Annotated in this window: 23 protein-coding genes and 1 pseudogene; 10 read left to right on the top strand and 14 right to left on the bottom strand. The window is 45.6% G+C overall.

Going from position 1 to position 21,590, the window contains the following annotated elements; translation table 11 throughout:
- The first annotated feature begins 99 nt into the window (after window positions 1–99).
- The gene (gene can / locus ACGF7G_RS04080) at window positions 100–753 is read left to right on the top strand and encodes a carbonate dehydratase (RefSeq protein WP_133813484.1); all 654 of its coding nucleotides are present in this window, start codon (window positions 100–102) and stop codon (window positions 751–753) included.
- Between the two features lie 152 nt (window positions 754–905).
- Here the strand turns inward: can and hpt are convergent, their stop codons facing one another.
- From hpt to ACGF7G_RS04060, 4 genes and pseudogenes are all read right to left on the bottom strand, one after another.
- Window positions 906–1,442, bottom strand: coding sequence for a hypoxanthine phosphoribosyltransferase (gene hpt, locus ACGF7G_RS04075; RefSeq protein ID WP_387463703.1), 537 nt, complete (start codon window positions 1,440–1,442; stop codon window positions 906–908).
- Window positions 1,443–1,554: 112 nt separating this feature from the next.
- Window positions 1,555–2,025: a hypothetical protein gene (locus tag ACGF7G_RS04070; RefSeq protein ID WP_387463701.1), complete on the bottom strand. Its 471-nt coding sequence runs from the start codon at window positions 2,023–2,025 to the stop codon at window positions 1,555–1,557.
- Between the two features lie 3 nt (window positions 2,026–2,028).
- Window positions 2,029–2,568 (bottom strand): Panacea domain-containing protein, encoded by a 540-nt coding sequence (locus tag ACGF7G_RS04065; RefSeq protein ID WP_387463700.1) that lies wholly within the window; start codon window positions 2,566–2,568, stop codon window positions 2,029–2,031.
- A 280-nt stretch (window positions 2,569–2,848) separates the two neighbouring features.
- Window positions 2,849–3,152, bottom strand: a pseudogene (locus ACGF7G_RS04060) (multicopper oxidase); the annotation flags it as partial.
- A gap of 189 nt (window positions 3,153–3,341) precedes the next feature.
- Here ACGF7G_RS04060 and ACGF7G_RS04055 point away from each other — a divergent pair.
- From ACGF7G_RS04055 to speD, 3 genes are all read left to right on the top strand, one after another.
- Complete coding sequence (locus tag ACGF7G_RS04055) at window positions 3,342–3,689, top strand: YacC family pilotin-like protein (RefSeq protein WP_036849730.1); 348 nt, start codon at window positions 3,342–3,344, stop codon at window positions 3,687–3,689.
- A 111-nt stretch (window positions 3,690–3,800) separates the two neighbouring features.
- Complete coding sequence (speE, locus tag ACGF7G_RS04050; RefSeq protein WP_387463697.1) at window positions 3,801–4,664, top strand: polyamine aminopropyltransferase; 864 nt, start codon at window positions 3,801–3,803, stop codon at window positions 4,662–4,664.
- Window positions 4,665–4,692: 28 nt separating this feature from the next.
- Window positions 4,693–5,487 carry an adenosylmethionine decarboxylase gene (gene speD, locus ACGF7G_RS04045; RefSeq protein WP_133813463.1) on the top strand — a complete coding sequence of 265 codons (795 nt, stop codon included), beginning with the start codon at window positions 4,693–4,695 and terminating at the stop codon, window positions 5,485–5,487.
- 134 nt (window positions 5,488–5,621) lie between these two features.
- On the opposite strand, the gene ACGF7G_RS04040 is transcribed toward speD, so the two are convergent.
- On the bottom strand, window positions 5,622–6,161 hold the full coding sequence (locus ACGF7G_RS04040) for a cysteine hydrolase family protein (RefSeq protein ID WP_387463695.1): 540 nt from the start codon (window positions 6,159–6,161) through the stop codon (window positions 5,622–5,624).
- A gap of 238 nt (window positions 6,162–6,399) precedes the next feature.
- Between ACGF7G_RS04040 and ACGF7G_RS04035 the strand changes: the two genes are divergently transcribed.
- Together ACGF7G_RS04035 and ACGF7G_RS04030 are read left to right on the top strand one after the other, a co-directional pair.
- Complete coding sequence (locus ACGF7G_RS04035) at window positions 6,400–6,579, top strand: type II toxin-antitoxin system HicA family toxin (RefSeq protein ID WP_166295889.1); 180 nt, start codon at window positions 6,400–6,402, stop codon at window positions 6,577–6,579.
- 21 nt (window positions 6,580–6,600) lie between these two features.
- Window positions 6,601–7,011, top strand: coding sequence for a type II toxin-antitoxin system HicB family antitoxin (locus ACGF7G_RS04030; protein WP_133813461.1), 411 nt, complete (start codon window positions 6,601–6,603; stop codon window positions 7,009–7,011).
- A 130-nt stretch (window positions 7,012–7,141) separates the two neighbouring features.
- Here ACGF7G_RS04030 and ACGF7G_RS04025 read toward each other — a convergent pair whose 3' ends face one another.
- From ACGF7G_RS04025 to agaR, 9 genes are all read right to left on the bottom strand, one after another.
- On the bottom strand, window positions 7,142–9,046 hold the full coding sequence (locus ACGF7G_RS04025) for an enterotoxin (RefSeq protein ID WP_387463692.1): 1,905 nt from the start codon (window positions 9,044–9,046) through the stop codon (window positions 7,142–7,144).
- 38 nt (window positions 9,047–9,084) lie between these two features.
- Window positions 9,085–9,945: a tagatose bisphosphate family class II aldolase gene (locus tag ACGF7G_RS04020; protein ID WP_387463691.1), complete on the bottom strand. Its 861-nt coding sequence runs from the start codon at window positions 9,943–9,945 to the stop codon at window positions 9,085–9,087.
- Between the two features lie 9 nt (window positions 9,946–9,954).
- Window positions 9,955–10,389, bottom strand: a complete 435-nt coding sequence (agaF, locus tag ACGF7G_RS04015; RefSeq protein ID WP_387463689.1) for a PTS galactosamine/N-acetylgalactosamine transporter subunit IIA — start codon at window positions 10,387–10,389, stop codon at window positions 9,955–9,957.
- A gap of 21 nt (window positions 10,390–10,410) precedes the next feature.
- Window positions 10,411–11,304: a PTS system mannose/fructose/sorbose family transporter subunit IID gene (locus ACGF7G_RS04010; protein WP_133813457.1), complete on the bottom strand. Its 894-nt coding sequence runs from the start codon at window positions 11,302–11,304 to the stop codon at window positions 10,411–10,413.
- Complete coding sequence (gene agaW, locus ACGF7G_RS04005; RefSeq protein WP_387463688.1) at window positions 11,294–12,079, bottom strand: PTS N-acetylgalactosamine transporter subunit IIC; 786 nt, start codon at window positions 12,077–12,079, stop codon at window positions 11,294–11,296. Before agaW ends, ACGF7G_RS04010 begins: the two co-directional genes overlap by 11 nt.
- 11 nt (window positions 12,080–12,090) lie before the next feature.
- Window positions 12,091–12,573: a PTS N-acetylgalactosamine transporter subunit IIB gene (gene agaV / locus ACGF7G_RS04000; protein ID WP_152963109.1), complete on the bottom strand. Its 483-nt coding sequence runs from the start codon at window positions 12,571–12,573 to the stop codon at window positions 12,091–12,093.
- A gap of 2 nt (window positions 12,574–12,575) precedes the next feature.
- On the bottom strand, window positions 12,576–13,757 hold the full coding sequence (locus tag ACGF7G_RS03995) for an AgaS family sugar isomerase (protein WP_387463687.1): 1,182 nt from the start codon (window positions 13,755–13,757) through the stop codon (window positions 12,576–12,578).
- Window positions 13,754–15,049, bottom strand: coding sequence for a D-tagatose-bisphosphate aldolase, class II, non-catalytic subunit (locus ACGF7G_RS03990; RefSeq protein ID WP_387463686.1), 1,296 nt, complete (start codon window positions 15,047–15,049; stop codon window positions 13,754–13,756). Before ACGF7G_RS03990 ends, ACGF7G_RS03995 begins: the two co-directional genes overlap by 4 nt.
- 65 nt (window positions 15,050–15,114) lie before the next feature.
- Window positions 15,115–15,888 (bottom strand): transcriptional repressor AgaR, encoded by a 774-nt coding sequence (gene agaR / locus ACGF7G_RS03985; RefSeq protein ID WP_021323157.1) that lies wholly within the window; start codon window positions 15,886–15,888, stop codon window positions 15,115–15,117.
- Window positions 15,889–16,286: 398 nt separating this feature from the next.
- Here agaR and ampC point away from each other — a divergent pair, with 398 nt between their 5' ends.
- The 4 genes from ampC to cysN all read left to right on the top strand — a co-directional run bounded on the left by ampC (window position 16,287) and on the right by cysN (window position 21,589).
- Window positions 16,287–17,444: a class C beta-lactamase gene (gene ampC, locus ACGF7G_RS03980; protein ID WP_387463683.1), complete on the top strand. Its 1,158-nt coding sequence runs from the start codon at window positions 16,287–16,289 to the stop codon at window positions 17,442–17,444.
- 360 nt (window positions 17,445–17,804) lie between these two features.
- On the top strand, window positions 17,805–19,217 hold the full coding sequence (gene cysG / locus ACGF7G_RS03975) for a siroheme synthase CysG (RefSeq protein ID WP_387463682.1): 1,413 nt from the start codon (window positions 17,805–17,807) through the stop codon (window positions 19,215–19,217).
- Window positions 19,218–19,226: 9 nt separating this feature from the next.
- Entirely contained in the window at window positions 19,227–20,135 is a 909-nt protein-coding gene (cysD, locus tag ACGF7G_RS03970; RefSeq protein WP_387463681.1) for a sulfate adenylyltransferase subunit CysD, read from the top strand.
- A gap of 11 nt (window positions 20,136–20,146) precedes the next feature.
- Entirely contained in the window at window positions 20,147–21,589 is a 1,443-nt protein-coding gene (gene cysN, locus ACGF7G_RS03965; protein ID WP_387463679.1) for a sulfate adenylyltransferase subunit CysN, read from the top strand.
- Window position 21,590 lies beyond the last annotated feature (1 nt).

Below are 21,590 nucleotides of genomic sequence, written 5' to 3'. Positions count from 1 at the left end.
ACAGTAGAAAGATGAAAAACAAACAGCAACAAAATATTAAAATTTCAATTGATGTTGTATATGATTCTATCTTAAATAAACACTATCAGGCTATTCACCATGATGAAAAAAATAGAAGATTTGCTTGCCAATAACAAGCAGTGGTCAGAATCGGTTAACGAAGAAAATCCAAAATTTTTCAAAGAATTAGCAAAAACACAGAAACCCCATTTCTTGTGGATTGGTTGTTCAGACAGCAGAGTACCCGCAGAAAAACTGATTGATGCCGCTCCCGGTGACTTGTTTGTTCACCGAAATGTGGCAAACCTGGTTATTCATACTGACTTAAATTGTCTTTCTGTCATTCAATACGCAGTAGACGTACTGGAAGTTGAACATATTATTATCTGCGGCCATTACGGTTGTGGTGGTATCGAAGCCGCAATTGACGGCACTGAGCTGGGATTGATTAACAACTGGCTGCTGCATATCCGCGATCTCTGGTATAAACATAGCTCTATGCTGGGTGAATTACCGCCCAATGAGCGTCTGAACCGTCTGTGTGAAATCAATGTTGTCGAGCAAGTCTATAACCTTGGTCACTCAACTATTATGCAAGCAGCATGGAAACGGGGACAGAAAGTGATGATCCACGGCTGGGTTTACGGTATCCATAATGGTCAATTGCAAGATCTGGAAGTCACCGCCGACAGTCGGGAAAAACTGGAACTTGCCTATCGCCAGACCGTGTCCAAGCTGACGAATAAGAAGTAAGTTTTCAGGTAACTAACAAAATACGCTGTAGAAGTAGAAAAGGTTATATTTAACCTCTGCTACAGCGTAATTAAGAGAAGATTAATACAGATTTTCATTTCAAAAAATAAAAACAGCAACCCGAAAGTTACCGTTTTCAAATTCCGTAAAAATCACTCTTCCAACAAAATCACATGGCCGATATAAGGCAGATGGCGATAATGTTGCGCATAATCGATACCGTAACCCACAACAAATTTATCTTCAATTGAGTAACCAATCCATTCAACCGGCACATCAACTTCACGGCGAGAAGGTTTATCAAGCAGAGTACAAATCGCCAGTGATTTTGGCTCACGCAGTGCCAAAATTTCACGCACTTTATTCAGCGTGTTACCTGAATCAATAATATCTTCCACAAGCAGGACATGCTTACCGCGAATATCTTCATCCAAATCTTTCAGAATTTTCACATCGCGGGTGGAATTCATACCGCTGCCATAACTGGAAGCTGTCATAAAATCCACTTCATGAGGAACCTGAATTTCACGGCACAAATCAGCCATAAAAATAAATGAACCTCTCAGTAACCCGACCAGAACCAGCTCATTGCCGCTGTCACGATAGTGTTCAGTGATCTGTTTTCCCAACTCAGCAATGCGTTGCTTAACCTCCTGTTCGGAGAGCATAACTTCTACAGTGTGTTTCATTATAAATATAACCAATTGTTTTTAAAAATAATAATCATGATAAAGCGCGGTGAAAATCATGATTATTAGTATGCCGATTGATACTCCGTTCTTTTGAACGGATAAGATACAGCTAACCAACAAATCGTTCTAGTGACTCTAATATCTTGCGTTTCTGTCCACGTTTCATCGTCGGGGAACATTTAACCGCCTTATAAACTTCACTCATACAATAATCAGCGACTTTACCCTTAACAATATTATGATAATCAGTGCTGATCCTTCCCTTAATATCGTTAATATCAAATGCCGCATGAGCATCTATACAATTAATAAACGAATCCCATTGCAAAAACTTATGATCTTTCTGAGGCAGATCGACTTGACATCGAAGAAGCTCCTGCCGTAATTGGATAAATTCGCTAATTTTAGAATTAATTATCAGAACAAGCAGCGGCTCACAGCAGCAAACCAACAGATATTTTAACTTTGGCGGCGTTGTAAAAGGGCAGTGAAGATAAAGAACATCTCCTATAGCCAAACTCTGTCGGACTAAAAAATCTGCCCTAAAAGATGCAGGAAATCTGTCACCAAGATTAGTCATCAGCTACTCAGCAGAAGTCAGATAAGCAACTAATTTGTCACCATCTTTGCAACTGGCCGCGATCACTTCCAATGGAATCTCACCATTCTGGTCAGCAGCCATCCAAACGCTATCATGACTGATATCACGTATTTCTTTAAAAGAAAGATTTCCATACTTCTCAATTGCTTCATTTATACAATCAATATCTGAATCACTGAATACATCCTCAACGAAATTACGTAAAGCACGTACTTGATGATTTCCATTACTGCCTTCTACTGACAGAGATGACCGAATAACATCAACGTCACACCCATTCGGGATAAAACGTCCATCACCTCTAGCTATCTTTATAATATCGTAAACATTTTCTGCGACAGGACCATCTTTCATCGCAAGATAATTGTCACCAGTAATAAGCCGGCCATAACGCTCTAAATGGAGTCTGTCAGCAAAATACAAAATTTTACCCACATGATAAATGTCAGAGATTGGCGCTGTAGAGGCAACGTACAGAATAGCCTCTATAGCCTTTTCTGAATCAAACCTTACACTAAGCATCTCGGCACCTTCATTTAAACAGGACAAATAACATACAAAAATCTGCGTCTATTTTAGTGCCTATAGCAATCACTGTACAACGCTTTGTGGTGTTCTATTGGTGCTTATCGAATATCAATTAGATACAGAAATATCATTTTTTTCTGATATATACCCGTAATCATTGAAGATGCTTGATTTTATACGAAATGGAGATCATTATTCTCGCTATGAAAATATTTATCACGTCAGAACAAAAAATCAAACTTGAACGTCTTCACGACACCACTCGTGATGGGCAAAGCCCCATTGCCACCTGATAACCCGTCTTACCATGTGTATGTGGATGAAACCAGCAAGTTGCTTCCGGTTGTTCAAGGGTAAAAATCACCGTTATGACCCCAAGTTTTAGTCACCGATCCCGCCCGCAAACGGGATTGTCCCGCTTTGATTTCAATCGCAATTTTACCTGCCGCATCAGGCTCTAGTTGTGGAGGGATCGGTAGTGCAGGATAGGATTCAGCCAAGGAGAAACGGCTCCATACAGGCAACATGCCGGATACACCAATCACAGCGCTTAATTTAATAAAATCACGTCGTTGCATATTCATTTCCTGATTAAACAATAAAAAAACCACACATAGCAGCAACGTAAAGGTTACCCTTACAGGAAGGTCAAGTGATGGGAATGTGATTTAAATCGATCTTTACAATAATTCACAAAAATAAATTTTACCGGACAAAGATATTAATATGTTAACGTAACCTGACATGGATTCATTATTATAATACAAATGCGAAAATTAGCCTTATTGACTTACCTATTAGTTCTTTTCGGTTTTTCCCACCCCGCAAAAGCACTGACAGAAAATGAAGCCGAAGATCTGGCAGATCTGACGGCGGTGTTTATCTATCTGAAATATGACTGTGGTTACAGCCAAATCCCTGACCGGGAAATTAAGCGGGCCATTATCTATTTCGCTCAACGTAATAAGTGGGATTTGACCAATTACAACAGCCAATTGATGGATAGACTCAATGAAGAAAGCTACCAGGATCTGAAAGGTATTTATCTATCCAATGCGATAAAGTGCCATGCTCTCGCCAGAGATTCGTTGAGCTTATTTGCTTACGTTAAATAGTCCGGCTCCTGATACCTCTTAAAGGGTAAATTTCACCGTGCAACTGTGAGAATTGTTGGCTATTATGTGAACCCAATTTTCACGGCCGCCACAGTGGAGGAAAGCCGGGTCATGTCACAAAAAGAAACTTGGTACGAAACCCTGCACGCCAATTTTGGTCAGTATTTTTCGGTCGATAAAGTGCTTTATCACGATAAAACTGAGCATCAGGATTTGATCATCTTTGAAAATGCGGAGTTTGGCCGCATCATGGCGCTGGATGGCACAGTACAAACGACTGAACGTGATGAATTTATCTACCACGAAATGATGGCTCATGTTCCTCTATTCGCCCACGGGAACGCCAAACGAGTGCTGATTATCGGCGGTGGTGATGGCGGTATGCTACGCGAAGTCTGTCGTCATCAATACCTTGAAAGCATTACGATGGTTGAAATTGATGCTGGCGTAGTTGAATTCTGCTGCCAATATCTGCCTAACCATCATGCCGGCGCTTATGATGATCCGCGCTTCAACCTAGTCATTGACGATGGTGTTAATTTCGTTAGCACAACCGATCAGAAATTCGATGTCATTATCTCTGACTGCACTGATCCAATCGGACCTGGTGAAGGATTATTCACATCGGAATTCTATCAAGGTTGCCGGCGCTGTCTGAATGACAATGGCGTTTTTGTTGCCCAAAATGGTGTCTGTTTCCTGCAACAAGATGAAGCTGTCACCAGCCATAAAAAACTAAGCAACTATTTCGCTGACAGCAGTTTCTATCAGGCTGCTATTCCAACCTATTACGGCGGAATAATGACCTTTGCCTGGGCAAGTCAGAACCGGGTATTACGTCATGTGGATCTGGCAACACTGCAACAGCGCTTTGATACCGCAGGCTTCACCTGCCGCTACTACAACCCAGCCGTTCACGCAGGTAGCTTTGCCTTACCGCAATATCTGCTGGATGCACTATCCGTAAACCCATAATCACCTATTAGCCAGGAGGTGGAATAAATTGCACAAGCTGAAATTGCACGGCTTTAATAACCTGACAAAAAGCCTGAGTTTTTGTATTTACGATATCTGTTACGCAAAAAGCCAAGCCGATCGGGATAGTTATATCGCTTACATTGACGAACAATATAACGCCAACCGTTTAACGGAAATTCTCAGCGAAACCTGTTCGATCATTGGTGCAAATATTCTGAATATTGCTCGCCAGGACTATGAACCTCAAGGGGCAAGCGTCACTATTCTCGTCAGCGAAGAGCCAATGGACCCAAAAGATGTGGACAATACTGAAAATCCCGGCCCGTTACCCGATTCCGTTGTCGCCCATTTGGATAAAAGCCACATCTGCGTTCACACTTATCCAGAGAGCCATCCGGACGGTGACATATGCACTTTCCGGGCTGATATTGAAGTATCAACCTGCGGTGTTATTTCACCTCTCAAAGCGCTGAACTATCTGATCCACGAATTGGAATCGGATATTGTCACGATGGATTATCGCGTGCGTGGTTTCACAAGAGATGTGAATGGCGTGAAGCACTATATCGATCACGAAATCAGTTCTATTCAGAATTATATGACCGAAGAGGTACAATCTCAGTATTACATGATGGATGTCAATATTTATCAGGAAAATTTATTTCATACAAAAATGATGCAAAAAAGATTTGACCTGAATGATTATCTATTTAATGCCACACCAGAGCAACTGAGTGAAACTGAGAAGCAGGAAATTACCCATCTCTTGAAAAAAGAGATACAAGAAATTTATTACGGACGTAATTTACCAGACATTTAAATTTCACTCATTTATATATATTTATATTTAGCTGGCAGATGCCCATATTTTCAGATATCTGCCAGATCAATTTTTAGCGGTTATATTTTCTCTTCCACAACAGCTAAATTAATTATATTAATAGATTATCCTCATTACACACCTAATGCCGCACTCGTTGTAATTTCAGCACCGTAAATGGCTTTAAGATAATCAAGAGCTGCCTCCTGATCGACACCGGGCAAGACACACACAGCATCTGACAAGACCTTGATTCGATAACCGCGTATAAACGCGCCATAGGCGGTATGCCTGACACAACAATGAGTATGTTGGCCCGTTAATACAACCTCCGTTACGCCATATTCTTTAAAAATATCTTCCAGATCGGTGCCATCGAAAGCCCCATAAAATCGCTTGGGTGAAACAATTTCACGATCTGCCCCAATTGGAGCCAGTGCCTCAATAACATTAGCGCCCGGTGTTCCGGCTATTGCATGCCTGCCCCAAATATCCATTTCCCGATCACTCGCTCTATGAGCATCATTCGCATAAACCACCAGCCACCCCGGTTGGTGCCGGGCATGATCAATCAACCGTTTGATTACCGGTACGATCTTCATCGCATCCGCCTCATTAGCCAGCGCTCCTGTGACAAAATCGCTCAGCATGTCGACTACGATCAACGCTTTCATTAGTTTTGCCCTTTAAATGAATTCTTAAAAAACAATTACTGTGACTTACTCCCACCACTCAGTTACAGACAATTTTGACAAGATTTTCTTATGATTAATAATAGTTCATGAAACCAAGCTGGTCAGTTTTTTAGCTATTCCATTAGCTAACAACAATGTCAGTAACCTCTACTATACTTGACACATAACATTGTAGGGTTATTATAACCCTATCAAGATAAAACAAGAAAACCGGAGGATGGATAGCAGAAACGCGATAGCAATGATAGAAGCTGACGGATGGTATTTGGTGAGGGTTAAAGGTAGTCATCATCAATTCAAACATCCAACCAAGAAAGGATTGGTAACGGTAAAACACCTACAAAAGGACATACCTTTACCAACATTGAAAAGTATCAAGAAACAATCGGGACTTTGAGTCCACTTTTCGGAGGTGTAAATGTTATATCCAGTTGCTATTGATAAAGGTCATTCATCCTTCGGCGTCCGTGTCCCTGATATCCCAGGTTGCTTTTCTGGTGGGGACAATTTCACAGATGCAATAGAAAGCGTCCGAGAAGCAATTGAAGCGCATATCGAATTGCTAATTGATGATAATGAAGCAGTACCAGAAGCGACAAACGTAGAAAACTACCTAACAGATCCTGAATATACGGGAGCAATATGGGCATTAGTTGATGTGGATATTACTCAGTTAATGGGAAAATCAGAGAAAATCAACGTAACTCTTCCATCATTACTGATCCGCCGTATTGATCAATTCGTCACAAGCCATCCAGAATACAAGAGTCGCTCTGGCTTTCTATCACATATAGCGGCAGAAAAAGTTATTGGCAGAGTCAAAATATAATATCTCTGAGGTGTCAAGTTATTAATAATAAGCTAGCTTTTTTCTAATAAAACACCATCACAATAGTTTCTTCAAATCATCACTGCCCCGAATAAAATAGTTTATTCAGGGCAGTTTAATAACACGGTGATTATTTCGATGGGGTCAGAGAAAAGGTCAATGTCTCTAACGGCTGAAGGGTAAGCAGCACCGTTTTATTGATAAACTTCGGCACCAAGTTGTTTTCGCCATAGTCTATCTTAACGTCATATACCGAAGGCTGATCATGAGGCAATTCGAGATCGCTTTGCAGATCCAGATAATATTGTTTCACTTCATTAGCAGGATTGCGCAAAGTAATAATTGATTTTTCCGGACTCCAGGCTCCCCAACCATACACCTCTAGCTCGGTGGGATCTTTACCAATCCAATGGGTATCAAACAGCACATCTTTATTTTTCTCTGACCATTTCGCCGCGTTTGCCAGCGTATCCCAATCCTCTGTGGTCAACAATTCAGGCGTAACATACATCTCCTGTAACTGAGTACCGCTACCAAAATAGCTCCAAACCTGATCGGCAAAATCTTTAGGTGACTGTTTATCCAAATGCTTAGCCTGTTTAGCATAAACAATGCCATGCAGCATCAACGAATTCAGTGGGAATAACGGCCCCTTTCTTACGACATTACGATAAGTTTCCACATCACGATAGGTAAGCCACTGCTGCACTTTGGAACCTGTACCGTGAAACCCCACATCATAGCCACCACGCCAAATAGAATCGGCGAAAAATAGCCAGGAAGGCGTGGCTTTGGTGCCTGTGGTCAAGTTGATAAACAGATCATTTCCGGTACTGCGCATATCTTCAATAAGATGGATAGCGGCATCAAAATCACTGGTGAATGCACTTCCTTTAATCACACGATCAGCATTGCCGGTGCCATCTAGCTTAAACATGGACACATTTTGTTGTTGAATCAGATTGAGCACCCGGTTATGAAAATTGGCGTAGTAATTAGGGCCTGAAAGCGCAAATCTGCCATCTATCACTTCATAGCCAAACTCCTCCGCATGAGAAACACGTTGCTCACCGGGCTTACCATAACCGCCCCAAGGAGAAAGCCAAATACCTAAACGAGCACGATATTGATCTGCTTCCTGTTTAAGATTTTTGAACTCATGGGGAAATGCCTGACTAAAACCCCAATCTCCTTTGAGGTTATCCCAGCCATCATCAAACAGATAACCACCCAACTTCACACCGCGCTTAGTCACCAACTCCTGCCCAAACTGTTTGATACGAGTCAACGACTCTTGTTCGGTATAAGGCGTGAAGTAACCAATATCGTACCAAGAGTTGTAATGTAGGTAAGGACTATATTTACGCGAACGAGTATTGTTCAAAAACTCATTGACGTTGCGCCGCAATTGTCCTTCCTGATAAACACCAACATACGTCTTATAACTTAACGTTTTCCCCGGCTCTAACGGGATAGAGAGCGCAATTTTTTGCGAAGCGCTCCCTTTATAAGCCTCAGTGGTAATCAATGGATTACCGGGAACAATAAAGAAGCTATCGCTGATAATCGGTGAACTGGCGATAGACCCGTGAACAAAAGGGATTTTAGTACGAAATGGCATCAACGAGACAGCGCTGAGTTCCAACGCATTTTCCTGCGGTGTAATAGTGATTTCAAACGAGCCGTACTTATCTTTATCCTCCGCAGTAATGATATTTCTTACCTGAATGTCGCCATGTTTCAGGGAGACAACAATACGATTGTTTTTTTTGCTGATATCAGTAATCTGAAAATCTTTAGCCGCGAGCTTCTCTCCTGATTTCAACGTGATTTCAAACAGATTGTCAGTAATGATTTGATCGTGGTTTTTCGGATTTTCAAATTTTAGTTGCGTCACTTTACCGTGTTCGTCGCTAACAGTTACACGGTAATTGTCACCCTCCAATCGCCAGTTATCTGCCCAGACTGGAGCACTATACAACACGGAACTAGCTAATAAACTTAACGTAATTTTATTTAACGTTCTTATTTTCACAGCAGTTTCCTTATAGTCAGAATGAAAAAACAGAACCGTCACGAATACAGCTTACCTGCACTGCCACAAATCCGGATCTTCTCTTCTACTACTGCCTGCATAGCCTGTTTTCCCGGCACGATATATTTACGTGGATCATTCGCATCTGGATGCTGGATGAAATAACGCTTTACCGCATCAGCAAAAGCAATTTTCAGATCAGTCGCCACATTGACTTTACATACACCAAGACCAATCGCCTGCTGTATCATCACTTCAGGAATACCCGATGCGCCATGCAGCACCAACGGAATATCCACCTGTTCACAGATTGCTGCTAACCGATCAAAATCCAGATGCGGTTCACCATGATACAAACCATGCGCAGAACCAATCGCTACCGCCAGAGAATCAATACCGGTACGGGCAACAAAGGCTTTCGCTGCCAGCGGATCGGTAAAGAAACTATCGGCACTGGAGACCTGTAAATCATCTTCCTGCCCCCCTAACCGCCCCAATTCCGCCTCAACGCTAACATCGTAACGATGGCAAAATCGTACCACCTCTGCCACCTTACGAATATTCTCCTCAAAGGGTAAATGCGAGCCATCAATCATCACTGAACGTACACCTGAGGTCACTTTATGGCTGATATCCTCTAACTCCTCATGATGATCGAGATGCAACGCCAGCGGCAAATTGTGGCGGCGAGCGGCATCCTGACAAATTGACACTAGATAGTCAGTCCCCGCATAACTGAAAGTACTCGGCGTACCTGCCAAAATAACCGGTGATGCCAAGCGAGCAGCGGTTTCCGCTACCACCTGGATAGTTTCCAGATTATGGACGTTAAAAGCAGGAACCGCATAACCTTCACGCAGAGCCTTTTTCAGCATTTGACGACTGGAAATCAGGTACATATAAGCTCCTTAAATGCCATCCAGATTCAGGCTGTCATATCGCCGTTTCTGTTGTTCATGCCACAGGCTGGTCAATCCCCGCCGCCCACATTCCAGCGCCATATCACGAAAGGTTTCCAGCGCCATACCTTCACGGTCCAGCATCATTTCTACCACCAACTGCATATTAGTCCCGGTGATAACTTCATAACGTGGATTGGCTATCGCCAATTGTGCCGCCTGCCGAAACGGTGATCCCCCCAGCAAATCACTGAGAATAATCACACCATCACCACTATCACAGGCGGAGCAAGCCGCCTCCAGCAACACCAATAATTTCTCAGTGCTGATCCCCTCAGGAAAATCGACAGCACAACACTGGGGCTGCTGCCCTACGACCTGTTCCACCGCCTGCAACAAACCACTGGCGAAATGCCCATGACCGGTGATTACAATACCTAACATGCCATCTCCTCAGTGCGCTTGTTAAAGAAAACCAACAAATTTACCCACAATGCCGATCACCACCGTCAAACCAATCAACTTGACCGGCGAAAACCCTTTTTTCATCAGCCAAAACACCAGCAGGGTAAAACATAACGGCAATAAATTAGGCATCAGTTTATCCAGTACATCCTTTTGCAACGCCACACTGGCTTTACCGGCGTTGACCACCACCGGTGTTGAGAGATGAACATAGGAAGCCACTAATGCCCCGATCACCGTCATTCCCACGATTGATGCCGCGTGGGAGATCTTTTTGGTATGTTTTTTTAACAATACCAACGCACTGGTTCCGGTACGATAACCATAATGTGCCAGACCAAAACGCAAGCCAAAATGTACGATATTAAACAGCAACAGAAATACGAGGGGGCCAAACAAACTGCCCTGTAGCGCCAGAGATGCCCCAATCCCAGCGCAGATGGGTAACAGCGTCAGCCAGAACAACGCATCACCAATCCCGCCCAGCGGCCCCATCAACGCGACTTTCACGGCACGGATAGTAGAAATTTTCTCTTTATTCCGTTCCATTGCCAGCACCAACCCGGACAGGAAGGTGACATCAAACGGATGCACATTGATAAATTCCATGTGCATCTTCATAGAATTCGCCAGATCTTGCGGATCTTTATGGATCTTACGCAGCCCAGGGATCAAGGTGTACAACCAGCCTCCTGCCTGCATACGCTCATAGTTAAATGATGCCTGTAACAACAGGGAGCGCCACGCCATACGATTCAGATCGCGGTTAGTCAGATCTTCACCTGGCGTACTGTCCTGATAGTCATCCTGCTCAACCTGACTGGTTGCCAGTGCCTGCGCCATCCTTTTCTCAGCTTTAGCTGCCATAGCAGCATCGGTGTCGTTAAATGCCATCTTCCATCTCCTGAGACTGGGTGGTAGGTGCGCCGCGTTCAGCTGTATCTTCTATACGGGAACGGTTAAAAAAATCGATTAATGCGATCGCCAATGCGCCAAGTGCTACAGCGATAATCGGCATATTAAGGAACGTGACCGAAATAAAGCCCAGAATGAAATAGGCTATATAGGTCTTTTTCATCATGATTTTCATCAGCATGGAAAAACCGATGGCAGGCATCATTCCGCCGGCAACAGCCAATCCATCCAACAACCACTGCGGCGCTTTCTGCACCATGACGCTGGCGGCATCGGCACCAAAATAGACGGGCAAAAACGCCACAATAAAGTAGAAGCAAAACAGAATGGTGATGCCCAGATAGTTCACACGTTCTACACCGCGCCAATTCAGCTTTTTCACCATCTGATCGCATTTATGCATCATGGGTGAGAACAGAGTAAACAGCAGAGTAATACAGCCTTGTACCGCAATGGAAAATGGCACCGCTATACCAATCGCCACTTTAGGATCAGCCTGAGTCAAAATAGCAAATGCGGTGCCAATCACCCCGCCAATCACCACATTTGGCGGTTGAGCGCCAGCTAGTGGCACCATTCCCATCCAGACCAGCTCCAGAGTCCCCCCCACCAACAAACCCGTCTGTACATCCCCTAAAATCAACCCGACCAGCGGGCCAATCACCACAGGGCGGTGAAAATGGGTCAATCCATCAAACAGATCCACTCCCGCCAACCCGGCCAGTAATCCAATCAATATCGCATCAATCAGCATAACTCACCTCTTTAGAACAACAGTTTATCGATAAGCTCTCCCGCTTCATCCGGTACCCGCCGTATCTCGCAGGTAACACCCAGTTGCTCTAGTTCACGAAACACCACTACGTCACTATCATCAACCGAAACAGTCTTATGGATCTGGCGCTTACCTTCAGCAAAATGCATATTGCCCACGTTAACAAATCGGATCGGCACTCCACCCTTTACCAACGTCAGTACATCTTGCGGTGTTTTACAGACGATAAAAATTTTCTGGCGTTCAGCCGCTTTATGAATCACATCAATGGTTTTTTGCAGAGTGAAATAACGGGTCTGAATCCCATCGGAAACCACCATATCCATCAGGTTTTGCTGCATCAAATCACCGGCAACTTGATCGTTAGCCACCAATACCAAATTGGCCCCCAGTGAATTGGTCCAGGTCACACCTACCTGACCATGCACCAACCGGTTATCAATTCGGGTCATTAAAATATTCGGTATCGACATAATCACTCCTGCTTACATGCTGTTCTTTGTGAATAAGATGGGAGATAAGGATAAATTTCCACTCCCTTCACTACACGGTTGACCTCCCCTGTTGGGCATGGATTGTCCGGCGCTATACCCAACGCCAGCGAGGTTTCAAACGCTAACATCTGCAAAAACATCAGATAGGGAAAAAGCAGCCAGATATCATCTTGTTCACTGTTAATCGCCGTAAATCCTTCCCCCGGCGTGCCACTCAGTGCAACAACCTGACGTGCCAGACCGTCGTGATTCAGCTCATGCCACAAATCGAGATCATAACAACGACGATACTTATCAGCGGAAAGCATCATGACCACCAGCGTATCGCGTTCGATCATAAACTTCGGCCCATGACGTACTCCCATCGACGAATCGTAACGGGTGGCGATGTACCCCGCAGTCAACTCCAGCATCTTGAGCGCCCCTTCTTCGGCTATACCAGTAAAACAACTGGAGCCCAGACACATCATGCGCTTAAAACCGCTGCGTGCCAGTCGCTTAGTCTGTACCTGCCACTGTCTCCACTCGCGCTCGCACAACGCAGCCATCGCCATCAGTGGCGCACTACTCTGTTCCAGCGTTAACGGCCCTAACAGCAACGCTGTCGCCAGAGTCATACAACTGAAACTGGAAGTCATGGCAAAACTCTGGTCATGAGAACCCTGCGGCATATTCAATGAACAGACATGAGCACGTCCTTCGGCATAAAGTGCCAATGCACCATCAGGATTGCAGGTCAACATCAGGTGATAACAGCGTGGCAGTATCTGATCCGCCAGTTTTATCGCTGCCACGCTCTCCGGACTATTGCCGGATCGCCCGTAGGAAATCAGCAACGTTGAACGTGTTGGATCGAGGTATTGCAAAGGAGAAGGCACAATATCCGTGGTGCTGTACGCGACCACATTCAGCCCACACTGCTCACGCAACCAAGGGGCCAGCGCTCGCCCGACAAACGCGGATGAACCTGCGCCACACAGCACTATCTGTAACGCCGGGTCAGACAACAAAGGCAGCAAAAAGGGCCGCCACAACGCTTCCTCACGTTGCAGGTTTTGATATAACTGACGCCAAAGCGCAGGCTGTTGGTGAATCTCTCTGGCAGTATGTAACGCGTGATGCTCACACAGCCAGGCTTCGGTATAGAAAAACAGCTCATTCATACGAAAGCTCCTTGTGCCTCAGACTCACAAGCCTGAGCATAGCTCAAGAGCACAGAACGAATCTTATCCAACACCCAAGCATGCGGATCATTTGCCAACCTTCCCGCGTTAACTGCCTGCGCCTGTTCTGGCAGGTACTGACTCAATAGTGAAAGGGCAACCGGATGACGGCGCAGATTATCCATCAAAATACTCACTGCCTGTTGTACCTGCGGGTGCGGCCAGTAGTAACGCACGCGATCGCTCAAACTGTATTGACGATCAATAAACTGCTGATGCGGTGTACCTTGGTAATAACGGTTCCAGTATTCCGGCTGTTCAAGCATGACCTGTTCCAGTGTGGCGCACAGATTCGCCGCGGTCTGTTCCCCATTCCATTCACCATCAATTTTATCGAGCGCGAAAAGCGCCTCACGCAGAGCAAAAGTCAAAGCAGGACCGACTTTCAGAATAGCGAAATGATCACGCACCAATTCCCGGTAAGCCTGTGCAGTTTGATAATCGGTAGAATGCGCTTCATAGACCAAGTAAGGCTGAGATTCGATATATTGACTCAGTGCCGCCGCACGTTCCGATTGATAATGTTCGACATTATGGTGATCAAACTCCACACCGGGCTGCACCACTAGCGCAATCACCCGCGGCCATACTTGTTCCAGCCCGGCCAATCGCCAGGCTTGTTGATGTACATTCAATGTTGTGGCCGCTGCCTGAGGTGTTGTGACCTGCATTCCTTCCAACGCTTCTCTAGCGCCGCCCGGTACCGGCACTTCGGTGCCGATCACATAAACCGGTGATTCTCCCCCCACCTGCTGCCAGCAACGTTCAGCCACCTGGCACAAACGAGCCGCACGTACCGCAATTTCATCATCACCAAGCGGTATTGGATCATCGGCGCAAGACATAGAGCAATCGAGGTGGATCTTACGAAATCCTGCGGCCACATAATCATGTATCAACGTTTCAGCCAATTTCATCGCCTCTGCTGCGGAGCGATCCTGCCAGGCGTTCGGCCCAAGATGATCGCCGCCCAGCCAAATACGATCACGCGCTAAACCGATCAGATCAGCTTGTCGCCAAACTGCATCACGGAACTGAGCGGGCTGCATACCGGTATAACCACCAAATTGATTAACCTGATTAGACGTTGCTTCAATCAATATCGGCGTCTTACGCTCTTTAGCGACGCGCAAAGCACTTTCCAATACCCAAGAGTGGGCGGAACAGACCGAATAGATCCCCACCGCTTCACCTGATTTATGGCGACGAATAAGTTGTAATAGTGACTGCATGGTGTCTCCCATGCGGGCAAGAACCCGTTTATCAACTCTTAGGCAAGTTCTAATCTCTGTAAGAGTTATTCGTCGGCAATAACCACATCTACGCCGAGTTCAGTTAATGCCCGCCTGTAGTTATCGGGGATCCGGCTGTCAGTAATCAGCCGATGAATCTGTCCAGCCTGACGGATCATACAAAAGCTTCTGCGCCCAAATTTACTGGCATCCGCCACGGCGATAATTTCATGCGCCACCTCACACATTACGCGATTAAGGTGAGCTTCGCCGGGATGGGGCGTGGTAATCCCTGCTTCCAGATCAAACCCATCGACACCAAGAAACAGAGTATTAAAGCGATACTGACGCAATTGCTGTTCCGCCGCCGGACCATAAAGCGAGTAGGAGTTCTGACGCACACTCCCGCCAAGCACCATCACCTCCATCTGATCAAATCCCGCCAGTTCATAGGCGATATTCAACGCGTTAGTCATTACCACCAAATCACGCCGCTCCTTAAGATATGGCACGATTTGCGTAGTCGTGGAGCCGGAATCAAGGATCAGGGCATCACCATCCTTAACAAACTGTGCCGCCCTGGCCGCAATGCGTGATTTCACATCACGATTCAGCCGGCCTTTATCTTGCAGGGGGCGATCAAAGGCGAATTGCTGATTCAACATGGCACCGCCATAAGAACGCAGCGCACAACCTTTTTGCTCCAGATAACGCAGGTCATTACGGATAGTGACGCTGGAAACCCCAAAACGGGAACTCAAATGCTCAACACGTACACTGCCCTCATGGCACAGCAGGTCAATAATCTGTTCACGTCTTTTTACAGTGTCCATTGCCATTCCGTTATGCTCCTCAGATTTCAGCAACAAGTTCACGTCGCCTGTGATGAATTGCTTTCCTTCTCTTTCGGTTAAATTACAACAAAAGCAATGAAATGAAATTGTGATCGGTGTTACAGTCTATTATATAGACAAAATAAGGTTAAAAAGGTTTCGATTGAAAACAAAACGAAAGAGAATATTAAGTTCTATCGTTACTTATGCTTACCCCAAAACAAGCTTTCATCCGCTTTGTTAGTAGAAATTGATATAAAGAAACGAAAGATCTTGGTTTTCAATCAACAACTACAAAGTTTTAGTTTGTCAGGTGATAGAGATCACAAATATTGTGATTGGATGTGAAAAGACTGATAAAATCCAGAACTGAATGCTCTCACAGTAATAAAAGGACACACCACATGACAAAACGATTTTCAGTGCTGACTGGCGGGCTCCTGCTCGCCGCTTCTTTCGGTGCTCAAGCTTCGAATACACCCGATCAGACCCATCTGACAAATACTGTTGATAAGACCATACACTCCCTGATGCAGGAATATGACATTCCGGGAATGGCGATTGCGGTAACTTTCCGCGGTCAGCATTTCTTCTATCAATACGGTGACGCGTCAAAAGAGAGCCACACGCCGGTCACCAAAGAGACGATCTTTGAATTAGGCTCGGTCAGCAAAACCTTTGCTGCCAGCCTGATTTCTTGGGCGCAAGTGACGGGAGCCATTTCCCTCTCCGATAAGGCCAGCCAGCATTTTCAACCGCTGACAGGCAGCGCCTTTGACAACATAAGCCTGCTGAATATTGCCACCTACACTGCGGGCGGCCTGCCATTACAATTCCCTGACGAGATCGACAACAATAGCAAAATGGTGAACTGGTATCAGCACTGGCAACCGAAGTATGCACCTGGAACCCACCGCCAGTACTCCAACCCCAGCATTGGCCTGGCGGGCTATATCGCAGCCCAACGCCTTGGAAAACCTTACCCAATACTGGTAGCAAACCAGGTTCTTTCACCGCTTGGTCTGCATCATACCTGGTTTAACGTGCCCGCGCAGGAGATGAAGAATTATGCCTGGGGTTACTCAAAAGAGAATAAACCGATTCGCGTAAACCCCGGCGTACTGGATGAGGAAGCCTATGGTCTGAAAGCTAGTGCGCAGGATATGATCGGCTTCGTTGATGCGAATATCGATCCTTCCCGCATCAGTGATAGCAAGCTGGCACAGGCCATTCGGGCAACCCATACCGGCTATTACCGGGTGGGGGAAATGACGCAAGGGCTGGGTTGGGAGCTTTATCACTGGCCCGTTACCCTTGAGCAGGTACTGAGCGGCAACTCGGCGCAGATCGCTTATCAAGCCAACAAAACCACGGAACTGTCGCCGCCGGAGCCGCCAACGGATGCGCTTTTTATCAATAAAACCGGCTCCACCAATGGTTTCGGCGCATATGTCGCGTTTGTGCCGCAAGAGCAAATGGGTATTGTACTGCTAGCCAACAAAAACTACCCCAACGAGGCGCGTATCAAAGCAGCCTGGCAAATCCTTGATACGCTGAAATAAACACGCAGCTGCGTTTGTTCCCCCGCCTCGCCTGCGAGCAAAGGCGGGGCTTTGTGCAATGGGTTTTTACGTGTGTTTCATTGCTCAACTCCTATGCTTTCTAACCATCCCCTCAGACTGACGACAGCACCCTTATCAGTATCCAGTGAGATAAGAAGTCAAATTATGAAGTCATTTGTTTTTACTGCCCTTCGCAATTCAATGAAAACTGCTCCAACCCTATTCTAGAGATGGCTAGCTATATTCCATTACAGAACTATTAATGCCTTTTTGTCATTTCATAACCTTACCACCGACTCCTATATTCATTCGAAACAGTTTCATTACTTATAAATATTTCACTGGATACAAAGGGCAATTGTGGATTACTTACCGATATTTGTTGAGTTAAAAGGGCGGCTTGTATTACTTGTCGGTGGTGGAGATGTGGCCGCACGTAAAGCGACGCTACTACTACGAGCAGGAGCATTATTACAGGTTGTAACGCCTGAATTATGCTCTGAATTACAACAGCGTTATCAAGCTGGTGAACTGGAATGGTATAAAAGAGAATTCCAGCCTGAATATCTTGATGGCATTTTTCTGGTGATTGCAGCGACTGATGATCACATTCTAAATCATCGGGTTTTTACCGAGGCGGATAAGCGCAGTATTTTGGTTAATGTCGTTGATGATCAATCTCATTGCTCATTTATTTTTCCATCAATTATCGATCGCTCTCCTGTTTTAGTGGCAATTTCATCGGCAGGAAAAGCGCCGGTATTGGCGCGTTTAATCCGGGAAAAGCTGGAAGCGTTGCTACCTTCCAGTCTTGGTGCAATGGCGAAAATTGCCGGGAATTGGCGTGAACGGGTGAAACAGCGATTAACTTCCATGCGCCAGCGTCGTTCTTTTTGGGAACAGGCTTTTAATGGTCGTTTCGCTATGTTGGTTGCAAATGGTCAGATCCAACAGGCGGAAGAGCAGCTTGAGCAACAACTGGAACAGCCTGGTTCACCGGGAGAATTGGCTCTGGTCGGTGCAGGCCCAGGTGATCCGGGATTACTGACATTGAGAGGATTACAGGTTATTCAGCAGGCTGATGTGGTGCTTTATGATCATCTGGTCAGCAGTGAAGTGTTGGATCTGGTCCGTCGAGATGCAGATAAAATTTGTGTTGGTAAAAGAGCCGGTAATCACTCTGTTTCTCAGGAAGAAACTAACCAATTGATAGTGAAATTTGCCAGACAAGGGAAAAAAGTGGTTCGCCTTAAAGGCGGTGATCCCTTTATTTTTGGTCGTGGTGGTGAAGAGTTGCAGGTTGCAGCATCAGAAAGTATTCCTTTTCAAGTCATACCGGGAATTACCGCCGCTATTGGAGCGACTGCTTACGCGGGAATTCCGCTGACTCACCGGGAGCACTCGCAGAGTATCACTTTTATTACAGGTCATTGCCGGGAAAATGGTAATGAACTGGATTGGCAGGCTTTGGCCAAAGGCAATCAGACTCTGGTGATTTATATGGGGACAGTGAAATCCGCCTTGATAAGTCATCAATTAATTTTACATGGGCGGGCAGAAGATACGCCCGTAGCTGTTATCGGTTGTGGTACTCGTCCAGAGCAGCAAGTGTTGACAGGCACTTTGCTGGAACTGGAACAGTTGGCACAGCTGGCACCGTCACCGGCGTTACTGGTAGTGGGGGAGGTAGCTCAACTCCACCATCAGATAGCCTGGTTTGGGCAACAACCTATTGCCAGGATAAGCCGTCCGGCAGTAGCCGATTTTGCATAAGGAGTGGTAATGGACGAGAAAAGATTGACACACTTGCAGCAACTTGAAGCTGAAAGTATCCATATTATACGGGAAGTGGCCGCAGAGTTTGAAAACCCAGTGATGCTTTACTCTATTGGTAAAGATTCTTCGGTCATGCTTCATCTTGCACGCAAGGCATTCTATCCGGGAACCTTACCATTTCCTTTGCTGCACGTGGATACGGGCTGGAAATTTCGCGAAATGTACGAGTTTCGTGATCGTACCGCCAATAATTACGGTTTTGAACTCCTGGTGTATCGCAACCCGCAAGGGGACGCGATAGGAATAAACCCATTTGTGCATGGTAGCGCCAAACATACCGACATCATGAAAACGGAAGGGTTAAAACAGGCGCTGGATAAATATGGTTTTGATGCGGCTTTCGGTGGTGCCCGGCGTGATGAAGAAAAATCACGGGCCAAAGAGCGTATTTATTCATTCCGTGATCGCTCACATCGTTGGGATCCTAAAAACCAGCGCCCTGAATTGTGGCGTAATTACAACGGTCAGATTAACAAAGGTGAAAGCATTCGCGTATTCCCGCTTTCCAACTGGACTGAACTGGATGTTTGGCAATACATCTACCTGGAACAAATTGATATCGTTCCTCTCTATTTTGCTAAACCACGTCCGGTAATAGAGCGTGATGGCACGCTGATTATGGTTGATGACAACCGAATCGATTTAAAACCTGGCGAAGTTATCAGTCAACGTAAAGTTCGTTTCCGTACTCTTGGCTGCTGGCCGCTGACGGGAGCCGTGAGATCTGATGCTGAAACATTGCCGGAAATTATTGAAGAGATGCTGATATCCACGACAAGTGAGCGGCAAGGGCGGCTGATTGACAGTGATCAATCTGCTTCTATGGAACTGAAAAAACGTCAGGGTTATTTTTAAGGAGAACAATCATGCCCGCACTTGCACAAAATGAAGCTATTGCTGATCAAATTAAACAACAGGGTGGTGTGGAAGCCTATCTGCGTGCTCAACAGGATAAGGGATTACTGCGTTTCCTGACTTGTGGCAGCGTGGATGATGGCAAAAGTACCCTGATTGGCCGTCTGTTACATGATACCCGTCAGATCTACGAAGATCAGCTTTCAACATTGCAAAATGACAGTAAACGAATCGGTACTCAGGGTGAAAAATTGGATTTGGCTTTGCTGGTGGATGGTCTCGCCGCAGAGCGTGAACAAGGCATCACCATTGATGTCGCTTATCGCTATTTTTCCACAGAAAAACGCAAATTTATTATTGCCGACACGCCGGGACATGAACAGTACACGCGTAATATGGCGACAGGTGCATCGACCTGTGATCTTTCGATTCTGCTAATTGATGCCCGTAAAGGTGTTCAGGAGCAGACCCGTCGTCACAGTTTTATCAGTACCTTGCTGGGGATCCGCCACTTGGTGGTTGCTGTGAATAAAATGGATCTGATGGGATACAAGCAGGAGGTTTTTGACCTGATCAAACAAGATTATTTGAACTTTGCCGCTCAGTTGCCGACAGATTTAAAAATTTATTTTGTTCCGATCTCTGCACTTGATGGCGATAACATTGTCACCAGAAGTATCAATATGGTCTGGTATGAAGGACCAGCGTTGTTGGATATTCTTGAAACCGCAGATGTAAAGAAAGAAGCTTCGAAGCAGTTACTGCGCTTCCCGGTACAGTATGTCAGCCGGCCTGATCTCGATTTTCGTGGTTACAGCGGTACTCTTTCATCCGGGATTTTACGCAAAGGGCAGAAAATTAAAGTCATGCCATCTGGTGTAACCTCGCAAGTAGAGCGGATCGTGACTTTTGAGGGTGATTTGGATTTTGCTGTCCCCGGTGAAGCCATTACCGTGGTGCTGAAAGATGAAATTGATATCAGCCGGGGCGATCTCCTGGTTTCTGTTGCTGATGAGATGACGGTTACCCGGCATGCGTTGGTGGATGTCGTGTGGATGTCTGAACAGCCTTTAGTGCAGGGACAAAATCTTGATATCAAAGTGGCAGGTAAAAAGAGCCGTGGGAAAGTTGAGAATATCCAGTATCAGGTGGATATTACGAATCTGACACAACGGGTGGCGGTTGATTTACCATTGAATGCCATCGGATCAGTGGAGTTTTCTTTTGAAGAGCCATTAATGCTCGATAACTATCAGCAAAATAGCGACACTGGCGGCATCATCTTTATTGATCGGCTAACTAATGTCACGGTTGGTGCGGGTTTGGTGCGTGAAATTCAGACAGATGTTTATGAAGGGCCAAAAGAGTTCAGCGAATTTGAACTGGAGTTGAACCGGTTGATTCGCCGCCATTTCCCCCATTGGGGGGCCAGAGATTTACTGGGAGGTAAATAAA

The sequence above is a fragment of the Photorhabdus sp. RM323S genome (assembly GCF_042879375.1).
Lineage (GTDB): Bacteria > Pseudomonadota > Gammaproteobacteria > Enterobacterales > Enterobacteriaceae > Photorhabdus > Photorhabdus tasmaniensis.
The sequence above is the reverse complement of the archived record's forward strand: the minus strand, read 5'-3'. Positions and strand labels throughout refer to the sequence as shown.